9 protein-coding genes are annotated in these 12,820 nt (G+C 43.6%); 6 read left to right on the forward strand and 3 right to left on the reverse strand.

The genetic code is table 11. The features are described from left to right. Nucleotides 1-83: 83 nt before the first annotated feature. Together AAFN85_RS24545 and AAFN85_RS24550 are read left to right on the forward strand one after the other, a co-directional pair. Nucleotides 84-953 carry an aldose 1-epimerase family protein gene (locus tag AAFN85_RS24545; RefSeq protein WP_347530404.1) on the forward strand — a complete coding sequence of 290 codons (870 nt, stop codon included), beginning with the start codon at nt 84-86 and terminating at the stop codon, nt 951-953. 92 nt (nt 954-1,045) lie between these two features. After that, entirely contained in the window at nt 1,046-1,384 is a 339-nt protein-coding gene (locus tag AAFN85_RS24550; protein WP_347530405.1) for a hypothetical protein, read from the forward strand. A gap of 119 nt (nt 1,385-1,503) precedes the next feature. Here the strand turns inward: AAFN85_RS24550 and AAFN85_RS24555 are convergent, their stop codons facing one another. Then, complete coding sequence (locus AAFN85_RS24555) at nt 1,504-2,208, reverse strand: hypothetical protein (RefSeq protein ID WP_347530406.1); 705 nt, start codon at nt 2,206-2,208, stop codon at nt 1,504-1,506. Nucleotides 2,209-2,455: 247 nt separating this feature from the next. Between AAFN85_RS24555 and AAFN85_RS24560 the strand changes: the two genes are divergently transcribed. From AAFN85_RS24560 to odhB, 4 genes are all read left to right on the forward strand, one after another. Next, on the forward strand, nt 2,456-3,262 hold the full coding sequence (locus tag AAFN85_RS24560) for a 5'-nucleotidase, lipoprotein e(P4) family (protein ID WP_347530408.1): 807 nt from the start codon (nt 2,456-2,458) through the stop codon (nt 3,260-3,262). Nucleotides 3,263-3,638: 376 nt separating this feature from the next. Further along, nucleotides 3,639-4,931, forward strand: a complete 1,293-nt coding sequence (locus AAFN85_RS24565) for a DASH family cryptochrome (protein WP_347530409.1) — start codon at nt 3,639-3,641, stop codon at nt 4,929-4,931. Between the two features lie 443 nt (nt 4,932-5,374). Further along, a complete protein-coding gene (locus tag AAFN85_RS24570) occupies nt 5,375-8,194 on the forward strand; it encodes a 2-oxoglutarate dehydrogenase E1 component (protein WP_347530411.1) in 2,820 nt (939 codons plus the stop codon). A 67-nt stretch (nt 8,195-8,261) separates the two neighbouring features. Beyond that, a complete protein-coding gene (gene odhB, locus AAFN85_RS24575; RefSeq protein WP_347530412.1) occupies nt 8,262-9,833 on the forward strand; it encodes a 2-oxoglutarate dehydrogenase complex dihydrolipoyllysine-residue succinyltransferase in 1,572 nt (523 codons plus the stop codon). Between the two features lie 242 nt (nt 9,834-10,075). On the opposite strand, the gene AAFN85_RS24580 is transcribed toward odhB, so the two are convergent. Together AAFN85_RS24580 and AAFN85_RS24585 are read right to left on the reverse strand one after the other, a co-directional pair. Beyond that, on the reverse strand, nt 10,076-11,206 hold the full coding sequence (locus tag AAFN85_RS24580) for a TlpA disulfide reductase family protein (RefSeq protein ID WP_347530414.1): 1,131 nt from the start codon (nt 11,204-11,206) through the stop codon (nt 10,076-10,078). 387 nt (nt 11,207-11,593) lie between these two features. After that, nucleotides 11,594-12,781, reverse strand: coding sequence for a TlpA disulfide reductase family protein (locus AAFN85_RS24585; protein ID WP_347530415.1), 1,188 nt, complete (start codon nt 12,779-12,781; stop codon nt 11,594-11,596). Nucleotides 12,782-12,820 lie beyond the last annotated feature (39 nt).

The following is a 12,820-nucleotide window of genomic DNA, read 5'->3' on the forward strand; positions in this document are numbered from 1 at the left end:
GAATTAGTTTAGCATGTAGCTAAAATTAGTGAAATTCGAATAATTGTTTAAAATTCCGGTTCAGACAAACTAACTATACACCCATGATCACCACTATCGAAAACGAATTTATCCGCGTAAGCATCAATACAAAAGGTGCGCAATTAAGTTCATTTTATAACAAAGCCACCAAAACAGAACACATGTGGCAGGCCGACGAAAAGGTATGGCCGTGGCACGCGCCTAACCTGTTCCCCATTGTTGGTGGCCTGATCAATAACGAACTGGTGGTTGATGATGAAAAGTACCCGATGAACCGTCACGGCTTTGCCCGTCAATCGGAGTTTTTTTTATTGGAGAACGACGAAACATCGGCAAGCTACTCGTTACCAAACTGCGAAAATACACTGAAGGTTTATCCTTTTAAGTTCGATTTCCAGATCCTGTACCACTTAATGGAAGGAGCCTTACGCATTACCTATAAGGTGATCAATCTGGATAAAAAGCCGATCTATTTTTCGGTTGGCGGTCACCCGGCGTTTAATGTTCCGTTTAACAAAGGCGAAAATTACGAAGATTATTACCTGGAGTTTGAAACAGAAGAGCACCTGGATACGCACGTACTATCAAAAGATGGTTTCTTTAGCGGCGTAACCGAAGCCGTACCAACGCCTAATAAAAAACTTTACCTAACCCGCGATCTGTTTAACGCCGACGCCCTGGTTTTTAAAGACCTGAAATCGCGCATGCTGACCATTAAATGCGACAAGCACGATCAAACCTTAGCACTCGAATTTCCGCATTTTAACTACCTCGGTATCTGGGCTAAACCCGGTGCCGATTTTGTGTGCATTGAGCCATGGCTGGGCTGTGCTGATACCGAAGGCAAGCAGGTTGATATCAAAGAAAAGGAAGCTATTCAGAAATTAAGTGTAGGCCATGTGTTTGAAGCAGCCTACTTTGTATGCCTTTAAGCAATTGGTTTACAATAAATTTAAAATTTGTTAAAACATTTTTGTTCGATTTTAATTTTCCAATGTACAGATCACATTAAAAAACTACAACTATGAAAAAGCAGATTTATTTATTAGCACTTACTTTGCTGTTATCATTTACAGCCTTAACCAGTTTTGCAGCGGATAGCCACGCGCTAACCCCATTAAGCAAAGAGGAAATTGCCACCATGACAACCGAGCAGAAACAAGCCCGTGTTGAAGAGATAAAAGCCCGCGTTCAGGAAATTAAAGCGATGGACAAATCGGAGCTGAGCAAAGAAGAACGTAAAGAATTGCGCACCGAGCTTAAAGGCATGAAAAAAGAAGCCAATGCATTGGGCGGCGGCGGTATCTATCTTTCGGTAGGTGCTATCATCATCATTATTTTGGTGTTGATCCTGATCTTATAATTATTCGCAAATATTATAAAAGCAAAATGCCCGGGAGATTTTCCCGGGCATTTTTGTTGTAAAAACTGCTGTATAAGTAATGCTTAAATATGCAAGTGGGAGGGAAGCAGTTCCCTGGTTTACTTAAACTCAAACATTTCTTTATCAAGATCCCCGGTGTACCACTTATCGTTAATAAAGTAATAAGTTTCCTTACCTAAAAGGAGCATCGGGAACATACCTGCAACCTTTTGTTTGGCTTTGTTTTTTACTTTGATAAAATGATCATATAAATTTTCTTTAACGCTGTAAAAAACGTTCTGCGCAGTATCAAATGCTAAAACAGTATTATTGTCATAAACATAATTTGTTTCGGGGTAGCGCTTTGAATTAATATCATCATGAATGTGCGCATTGACTTTGTTGCTGGTGTTCTTAGCATTTGAAGTAAGCGTTACTTTATAATGGGCGTTTTCGCCCATTGTTTCACTGTTTACATATCCTAAAACATGCATAGCTTCATATAGATGAGTGTTATTAACGCAAATGATCAGTATGTTGCCTAAGCCTAAATCAGACCCGCCCCTTACCGCATATTTTATCTCGATAAAGTTCTTGTTCAGCAAACGTGTTTCGGGTGGTACACCCCAATAATCAGATATGCTGATAGTTTCCTTTAACGATGTTATTTTAAGTACGTGGTTTCCATAGTCGGGTATGATAGTTACTTTTTGATTTTTACCATCAATGGATATGATATTGTAGGTTTTAGTATCTTTTTTGCTCCATTGTTCTTCTTCTGTTTTCGCTGTATTTTGGGCAGATGCATGATTAAATGCGAGCATGCAAAACAGAACGGAAAATAAAGTGGCGATGGATTTGTACATAAGGAAAGGTGATTCTTAAAAGCTGCAATAAATATAATTCTATTCTTTTGAGCAAGCAATTTTAACGATAACTATAGCAAGCTTTATTGCGCTTTTGTTATCCAGCCAAAACTCAATAAATTTGCAAGGGAGTGTGAAGAAGATGCTTCGTGCCTCAGCATGACAAAAGTTGTTACGTACCATTGTCTTAATTTCATCAACCAATATGAAAAAACACTATAGCTATCTGTTATCAGGCCTGTTACTATTCGCAGCCTGTTCGTCTGTTAAAAAAACTGCAAGTTCAAATACCAGCATCACCAACGATGGTAAAGTTTGGGCATCACTATGGCAACAGCGTGCTGCCGAATACAAGGCCTTGTGCTTCCAGGCGTATAATATAGCTAAACTAAGGGTTGATGAAGGGATAAAAAAAACAGGTGATAAGCCCTGGGCAATTGTAACCGATATTGACGAGACAGTTTTAGATAACAGCCCTTACGACGCGCACCGGGCCCTGCAAAATTTAGATTATACCGATGCCACCTGGAAACAATGGACAGACAAAGCCATTGCCGATACCGTACCCGGCGCACCTGCCTTTTTTAAATACGCTGCATCAAAAGGCATTACCATTTTTTACGTTACCAACCGTAACGAGAATGAGCGTGCCGCCACGTTAAAAAACTTACAGCTATATAACTTCCCTAATGCTGATGATGCACACTTGCTGCTGAAAACAGGTTCATCAAGCAAAGAAGCCCGCCGTATCAATGTTTTGAAAACGCACAATATCCTGTTGCTTTGCGGCGATAACCTGCCCGATTTTGATCTGTTGTATGATAGCCATCCTTCGGAGGAAAACCGTACCGCCACTACACAAAAACTAATGAAGGAATTTGGCGATCGTTATATTGTGTTACCCAACGCATCGTACGGTGATTTTGAGGGTGCGCTTTTTCAGTTTAATTACAAGTTAACGCAGGCCCAAAAAGATTCTGTAATAAAGGCGAAGATCAAGGCTGATCAATAATATTTTTTCTATAGAGACGCATAATTGCGTCTCCCGCCTGCAATTTACGATAGCAAAGCTTAACTGATTTTTTGCCATGCATAGCCGCTTGTCCTCCGGAAGACGCAATTATGCGTCTCTACGAAAAACGGTCAGATTATTATTTAACCGTTGTAACATTTTGTTGCTAAAGGCCATCTCCATAACTTTTACCCGGGTTTTGCGTATAATTAACACAATGAACAGGCATTTGCCATGGGCTAAAAGCTTTTAAATTAGCTTAAGCTCGTAATAAAATGTTGTGCCGGTGTCATAATGTTGTGGCAAAATGTGCAGAAAACGCAAATAAATTGCATTTTTGCAATACTGCATTATTCAGTTAACCCCCTGTTTAACTATGAGTGATAAAACTATTCTGGTTTGGTTTAGAAATGACTTGCGTATTCATGATAACGAGATTTTGTTAGAAGCCGTACGCAAGGCTGATAAAGTACTGCCGGTTTATTGTTTTGATCCTTATTATTTTCAACCCACCGAAACAGGGGCAAACAAAACGGGAAATTTCAGGGCGAGGTTTTTATTAGAGGCGGTAGCCGATCTGCGTAAAAACCTACAGGGCTTTGGTGCCGAACTTATCATCAGGATAGGCAGCCCCGCCGAGATCATCCCTCAACTTGCTGAAGAGTATCATGTAAGCGAAGTTTACCACCACCGGGAAGTAGCGTACGAGGAAACCAATATTTCCGAGCAGGTTGAAGCCGCCCTTTGGAAAATGAGGCTTAATCTCAAACATTTCATCGGACATACCATGTACCATAAGGAAGATCTTCCTTTCCCGATAAAAGATATCCCGGATAGCTTCGCGGTTTTTAAAAAGAAAGTAGAGCGTGATAGCAATGTGCGCCCGGTTGTACCTACGCCTGATCATATCAGCGTGCCCGAGATTACCGATGCCGGTGAATTGCCAACTTTGCAGCAATTAGGTTTAACCGAACCAATTGATGATCCGCGCGCTACCGAGTATTTTCAGGGCGGGGAGACCGCCGCTTTGGTTCAGCTGCATAAAAGTCTATCTAATATTGATAGTTCGGCCAAGCAAAAAGGAAAAAACGGGAACGACAATTCAACTAAACTTTCACCATGGATCTCGATCGGCTGTATCTCGCCGAGACAAGTTTATTGGGAAATTCAGAAATACGGCAACAACGGCAACCTGTTAAAGCTTGAATTGCTTTGGCGCGATTACTTCAGGTTTATGTTTAAAAAACATGGACAGAAGTTTATCAGCGCTAAGAATGAAGCTGCCGAATTAGCAACCGACCATGATGCGCTATTTGATAAATGGAAACTCGGCGAAACTGGTGTGCCGCTCATCGATGCCGCTATGCACGAGCTTAACGCCACCGGCTACATCAGCAACCAAAACCGCCAGGTAGTTGCCGATTATTTAGTAAACACCCTCAAAGCCGACTGGACAAAAGGAGCGGCCTACTTTGAAGAAAAGCTGATCGATTACTCACCCGCCAGCAACTGGGGCAACTGGGCTTTTATTGCCGGGGTGAATGACGCAAAAGAAAGCAAGTACACCATTGCCACCAAACTACCCAAAGAATTGGAAGCAAAAACCGATTTTGTGATCACCTGGCAGCCGTCATCCATCGATGAGGCGGGGGATTTGGTGGAGGCTTAATAAAGCAAAAATTTTATTTAGCTTGTGGTCGGTGTTTTCACCGAACCACTTTCTGGGCAGAATGCTTTCGTCCCAATTAATGTAACTTCTTCAAATCATGTGGTACGGTGAAAACACCGACCACAGGTTAACAACTAATAAAAAAAGCCTTCATTATAAGGTACGAAGCAATCGCACGGAAGCGAGCGCTTTGCAAATCCGTTCTGTATTGTTCGCGATTGCTTCGTGCCTCGCAATGACGCCAGGGAGAGACGATTTTTCTCTGTTTATGATATCCACCCAATACTCTTTTCCACTAATCACCGTTTACCTAATCAAAAAAACACCTGCTTTGTTACTGATGGGTAAAATAAGCCCAACAGTGGTTAAATTTCTTTGCAATTAATTATGAAGTATATAACGGTATATGTTTACTTTTGTACCGTTTTAAAGATCAGTTTAACATGGATCGTCTCAATTATATCAATAGCGGTAACGCTGCCTACATATCTTCCCTATACGAACAGTACAAACAGGAGCCGGAATCAGTAGACTACGGATGGCAAAAATTTTTTGAAGGCTTTGATTTTGGTAAGGATACCGAAGCATCTGCCGCGATACAGCCAGGTGTTGTTGGTGAAGCTACTCCCGAGCATTTCCTGAAAGAAATTAGCGTTTTAAACATGATTGACGGCTACCGGTCGCGCGGGCATTTGTTTTCAAAAACAAACCCTGTACGTGAGCGCCGTCACTATTTTCCGGGTAAAGACCTGGAAACTTTCGGTTTGGTTGAAGCCGATCTGGATACCGTATTTAACGCCGGTGTTGAAGTTGGTTTAGGTGCCGCCAAACTGCGCGACATTCGCCAGTTGCTTGAAGATACTTACTGCCGTTCTATCGGCGCGGAATACAAATATATCCGCAACCCTATAAAAATTAAATGGTTTGAAGAGCGGATGGAAAGCCGCCGCAATACGCCATCGTTCACCCTTGATGAGAAAAAAGAAATGCTCAGCAAGTTGAACGAGGCTGTAACCTTCGAAAACTTTTTGGGTACTAAATTTTTAGGTCAGAAACGTTTCTCGTTAGAAGGTGCCGAGGCGCTGATCCCATCGATGGATTCGGTTATTAAAAATGGTGCCGACCTGGGTATCGAAGAGTTTATCATCGGTATGGCTCACCGTGGCCGTTTGAACGTATTAACCAACATTATGGAGAAAACCTATAAAGAGGTATTCTCTGAGTTTGAAGGTAAAAACTACGATTCGGAATCACCTTTTGGTGGCGACGTAAAATATCACTTAGGTTTCTCTACCGATGTGCATACCAAAAGCGGTAAAAAAGTTCACCTGAGCCTTTGCCCTAACCCGTCGCACCTGGAAGCAGTTGATCCGGTTGTAGAAGGTATCACCCGCTCAAAAATCGACTTTAAATATGGCGGCGACCATTCAAAGATCGCCCCGATCCTGATCCATGGTGATGCTTCAATTGCCGGTCAGGGTATTGTGTACGAAGTTTTACAGATGGAAAAACTGGATGGCTACCGCACTGGCGGCACCATTCACCTGGTTATTAACAACCAGATAGGTTTTACTACCAACTATAAAGATGCCCGTTCAAGTACTTACTGTACAGATGTGGCTAAAACTGTGCTTTCGCCGGTATTCCACGTAAATGGTGACGATGTTGAGGCTTTAGCTTACGTTGTTAACCTTGCTATGGAGTACAGGCAGGTATTTAACGAGGATGTGTTTATCGATATCCTGTGCTACCGTCGTTATGGCCACAACGAGGCGGATGAGCCTAAATTCACCCAGCCGTTGTTGTACAAAGCTATCGACGCGCACCCTAACCCGTTAAAAATTTACAACCAGAAACTGATTGACGAAGGAAGCATTGATGCCGAGTTTTTGAAAAGCATGGAAAAAGCTTTCCGTGATGAGTTGCAGCAAAAACTGGATGAAGTAAAATCGGAAGAAAGGTTTACCGATACCATTGCCATGTTTGAAGGTGCCTGGAGCGGATTGCATTTGGCCAGCCACAAAGAACTGGTAAAAGCTATCGATACCTCGGTTCCTGAAGCTGAGTTATTGGAGATCGGTAATAAACTGACCACACTACCTCCAAACAAACAGTTCTTCAAAAAAATTGAGAAATTATTTGAAGACCGCAGCGCGATGGTGAACACTACCAAAGTGTTTGACTGGGCTATGGGCGAATTGCTGGCTTACGGTACTTTATTAAAAGAAGGTTATCCGGTAAGGCTGAGCGGGGAAGACGTTAAACGCGGTACTTTCTCTCACCGTCACGCGGTATTAACTTTGGTTGATTCGGAAGATGAGTTTACTCCACTTGCGGAGATCAACCCGGAAGCTAAACTGAGCATTTTCAACTCACTGCTTTCTGAATATGGTGTATTAGGTTTTGAATACGGCTATGCCCTTGCAAACCCTACCGCCTTAACCATTTGGGAAGCACAATTTGGTGACTTCTTTAACGGTGCCCAGATCATAGTAGACCAGTACATTGCCAGTGCCGAAACAAAATGGCAACGTGGTAACGGCCTGGTTATGCTATTACCTCATGGTTACGAAGGCCAGGGGCCTGAGCACTCTTCGGCCCGTGTAGAACGTTTCCTTGAGCTTTGTGCCGATGATAATATCCAGGTGGCTAACTGTACTACGCCTGCAAACTTCTTCCACATTTTAAGGAGACAGATGCACCGTGATTTCCGCAAGCCGCTCATCATCTTCTCGCCTAAGAGTTTATTGCGCAGCCCTAAATGTGTATCGCCAATTGAAGATTTTACCAGCGGTAAATTCCACGAATTGATCGACGACACCTATGCCGATCCTAAAAAAGTAAAACGTGTACTGCTGTGTACCGGTAAAGTTTATTACGATCTGTTAGATAAACAACAGGCCGATAAACGTAAGGATGTGGCCATTGTACGTATTGAGCAGTTGTACCCAACCCCGGTTACACAGATATTGAAGGTGAAAGCCAAGTACGAAAAAGCTACAGAATTTATCTGGGTACAGGAAGAGCCTGAAAACATGGGTGCGTGGCCATACATTTGCCGTAAGTTCCATAATGATAAACTGATTAACCTGAGTGTGATCTCGAGGATTGAAGGTGCAAGTACTGCTACCGGTTTTGCTAAGCAGCACGCCGCGCAACAGGCTTACATTGTATCAAAAGCGTTTGAAGCGCCAGCAGGCAAAGTGGTTAAAGAAGCTATCAAAAAAACAACAAAGAAAATGGCTGATGCCGGTGCTGATTGATCCAGAGATCAATGTCCCCGCAAACAGAATATCCATTTACAAAAAATAAAATCTACAAAACGATAATATGAGTTTAGCGATTAAGGTGCCTACCGTAGGCGAATCAATTACAGAAGTAACCCTTGCAAGCTGGAAAAAGAAAGATGGCGACCGCGTTGAAATGGACGAGGTGATTGCCGAACTGGAATCAGACAAGGCTACTTTTGAGCTTACTGCCGAAAAAGCCGGTACTTTAAAAATTGTTGCTGCCGAAGGCGATGTTTTAGCCATTGGCGCTGTTGTTGCCAACATTGAAGATGGTGGCGCTGAAGCTGCTGCCCCTGCTCCGGCAAAAGAAGCCGCTCCGGCTCCTGTTGCTCAGCCAGCTGCTGCTCCCGCTCCTGTAGCTGCTGCACCTGCTTCATCAGAGTCAATCGAGATCAAAGTGCCAACCGTAGGCGAATCAATTACCGAGGTAACTTTATCACGCTGGATCAAAAAAGACGGCGAAGCTGTTGCCATGGACGAGGCTATTGCTGAATTAGAATCAGACAAAGCAACTTTTGAACTTACTGCCGAAAAAGCGGGTACTTTAAAAACCATCGCTAAAGAAGGTGATGTATTGCCAATTGGCGCTGTGGTTTGTACTATTGAAGGTGCCGGTGCTGCAACCGCCGCTACCCCGGTAACTCCGGCCGTAGTTAGTGCTGCTGATGAATCACCGCAAGGTGGTGCCGTTGCCGAAGGCTCAAAAACTTACGCATCAGGTACTCCATCGCCTGCTGCTGCTAAAATATTGGCCGAAAAAGGCGTTGCTGCTGGTTCTGTAGCTGGTACTGGTGTTGATGGCCGTATTACTAAAGGTGATGCACTGAACGTGCAAGCTGCCCCTGCTAAACCTGCCGCTGCTGCAACTCCTGCTCCGGTAACTACTACTCCAGCTGTTGTGGCATCTGGCGAGAGAAGTGAGAAACGCGAAAAAATGACTTCATTGCGTAAAACTGTTGCCAAACGTTTGGTATCGGTTAAAAATGAAACGGCTATGCTTACCACCTTTAACGAGGTTGATATGCAGCCGATCATGGAACTGCGCTCTAAATACAAAGATAAATTTAAAGAGAAACACAATGTTGGCTTAGGCTTCATGTCGTTCTTTACCAAAGCGGTTACCGAAGCTTTGAAAGATTGGCCTGCCGTTGGTGCCCGTATTGAAGGCGAAGAGATCGTTTACAGCAATTATGCTGATATCTCTATCGCTGTATCTGCACCTAAAGGCCTGGTGGTTCCGGTTATCCGCAATGCCGATAGCATGAGCCTCGCCGAAATTGAGAAAGCCATTGTAGTATTAGCAGGCAAAGCCCGCGAAAACAAACTGACCATCCCTGAAATGACAGGCGGTACATTCACCATTACCAACGGTGGTGTATTTGGTTCGATGCTTTCAACCCCTATCATCAACGCGCCGCAATCGGCAATCCTGGGTATGCACAACATCATTGAGCGCCCGGTAGCAGTTAACGGACAGGTAGTGATCCGCCCGATGATGTACCTGGCTTTATCTTATGATCACAGGATCATTGATGGTCGTGAATCGGTAAGCTTCCTGGTAAGGGTTAAACAGTTGTTAGAAGATCCTGCAAGGTTATTGTTGGGGGTTTAATTCCCTGCATAGCATAGATATTTGAAAGCCCGGCGGAAGCCGGGCTTTTGTATTTTTATTCATCACGTCATTGCGAGGTACGAAGCAATCCCCAATAGGCAGAGCCGTTATGAGATTCGCCCTGTACAGTCGGGGATTGCTTCGTTCCTCGCAATGACGTGGCGGGAAAGGGGGGATCAACAAAAAAGCCCTAACAAAACTGCTAAGGCTTTTCCAGGTCAATGATTCAATGACCGAACGAATTAAATCTTCCCAAACAACTCAGCTAATTTCTTCTGCAAATCCTCGCCACGCAGGTTTTTGCCGATGATCTTTCCTTTTGGATCTAACAAAAAGTTTTGAGGGATGCCGCGTACTGCATACAGATCGGCTGCTTTGCTATCCCAGAATTTCAGGTCGGATACATGGTTCCAGGTTAGGCCATCTTTATGGATAGCTGCTAACCATTTATCTTTCGCGTTTGGCCTATCCAATGATACACCAAGAATAGTGAAGTTTTTGCCTTTATAAGCGTTGTAAGCTTTTACCACGTTAGGGTTTTCCCTGCGGCAAGGGCCACACCATGATGCCCAGAAATCGATCAATACATATTTACCACGGAATGATGACAGGCTCACCATTTTACCAGCAGTATCGGCCTCGGCAAATTCAGGGGCGGTTGCACCTAAAGCTACGGCCTTTAATTTAGGCAAACGTTCGCCAAATTTTTTACCGGCTTCGGTTGCTTTAATAGCAGCCGACAGGTTGTTGTATAACGGCTCGATATCTACATAATCAGCACTGTAAGCGTATGATTCAAGCGCGTTAAGGCTTACGAATGAGTCAGGGTTTTCCTGGATAAATTTTTTGTTGATCTCTGCGTCCTGGTCGTCAATTTTCTTTTCTTCGGCGTTCAAGACTTCTAATTGGTCCGGAGTAGCGGTTTTGCGTTTTGCAGCAAGCGCTTCGTAAGCATCGTTAACCGGTTTTTCGGCGAGGCGGAATTTCTCGTTATCGTTGTTGGTTTTGGTGCCGTCAATAACAGCATCGGCCACTTTATCGTCGGTGTTTACATTGATAGTGCCTGGTTCGAGATATACAGCATGGTAATCTTCCGAGGCACTTAATCCGCTACCTTTTGTGTTAACCAGGATGTAGGCGCTTATTGGAGTAGTACCTACCTGGCCAGCAAATTTAAAATTACCCTCGTGTAGTACCGCCGAGTCAACAATCAGTTTTTTGTCTTTATCGCGGTATTCAACGTATACCTTGGCAGGAGCGTTGTAATTACCTATTTTACCTTGTATGGTGTATGGCGCGGTTTGCGCGAAAGCTAAAGCAGGTACCCCTGCCAAAGCGGTTAATGTTAATTTCTTTAATGAGGTCAAGTTCATTCCGCAATATAATGGCTTGCCGCCAAATAATTTAATTGTTTGTAAAAAATTACAATTTGTGCGGATATACTTAAGGGTTGGTGAAAAATTATCCTCTAAAACGTCATTGCGAGGTACGAAGCAATCGCGGACTATACAGGGCGGACCTGCTTCCGTGCGATTGCTTCGTACCTCGCAATGACATGTTTAAAAATGGGTGTCATGCTGAGCTTGTCGAAGCATGGTGGGCGGGCCTCTGCGCGCGACCCTTCGACAAGCTCTGGGTGACAGGCCGACCCGCCTGATGTCATATAGTCCTTCAGAGGCCTCGCCTTTTATTTACCTGCAATGACATCTTTTTATGAATGTTCAGTTGTAGGAACTACTCGCCTACTCACCACTCACTAATTAATTATATTTTCCAAAAAGCTGCTCCAGCTTAGCATCCAGATCTTCACCGCGCAGGTTCTTCGCAATGATCTTACCCTGCGGATCGATCAGGAAATTTTGCGGGATAGAGGTTACCGAGTATAATGCGGCCGCCTGGTTATTCCAGAATTTGAGATCAGATACCTGTGTCCAGGTAAGGCCATCATTTTTAATGGCGGCAAGCCACGCTGCTTTACCATCCGGCCTATCTAAAGATACGCCCACTATGGTAAAGTTTTTATTTTTAAACCTACCGTAAGCACGGGCCACATTCGGGTTTTCCTGACGACAAGGGCCGCACCATGATGCCCAAAAATCAATCAACACATATTTACCCCTGAAGGATGAAAGTTTTACCGGGTTGCCATTAACATCATTCTGGATAAAATCCGGAGCTTCAGCACCAATGGCGGTAACTCTTAATGCATCCAGCTGCACTTTCATCATTTTACCGGCCTCGGTATCTCTAATGTTTTGCGATAATGAGTTATATAACGGATCGATCTCTGATGGATCTGGAGCAGGACCGCTAACCGAAGTAAGCGCTAATAAACTCAGGTAGCTATCCGGGTTAGCAATGATGAAGCTTTTCAATATGTCTTTTTGCTCAGCTTGCAACAGTTTATATTTTGCCTGAATCGAATTACGGAAAGTAGCCGATTTTTGTTGTTCGGCTGTGGCTCCTTTTGCTTCGGCCATCAGTTTTTCACCTTTGGCATTAATTACTTTAAGCTGAGCTTGCAGTTTGATATTATCAAGGTTAAGTTGTGAGCCGGTGATCTGCGCTTTATCTATCGAATCTTTGCTGGTGATGGTGATCGTGCCTTTTTCGAGGAAGAAATCAAGGTCATCAGCAGTTTTTGATATCAGCGCCCCATTATCGGCGTACTTGTAAGCTGCATCAAGGTATTTATCAAGCGGTAAACCTTTGTAATTGATGACTATGGTGGCATTTACCGGGTTAATGATTTCGCCTTTAAAGGTGAACACGCCATTAACCACATTGGCCGAGTCGGTAACTTTATTGGCACCCAGTTGATAAAATAAGTGAGCTTTGGCAGGGGTGGTAACATTGCCCAATTTGCCATTAATAATAAAAGTATCGCCGGTTTGCGCAAAAGTTGCTAATGGCAGCAGGGCGAAAAGATAAAAAAGTAATTTCTTCATTAAAATAAAACTATACGCTTTGCTAAACGCATTGCGCGG

The sequence above is a fragment of the Mucilaginibacter sp. CAU 1740 genome (genome assembly GCF_039839285.1).
GTDB lineage: Bacteria > Bacteroidota > Bacteroidia > Sphingobacteriales > Sphingobacteriaceae > Mucilaginibacter.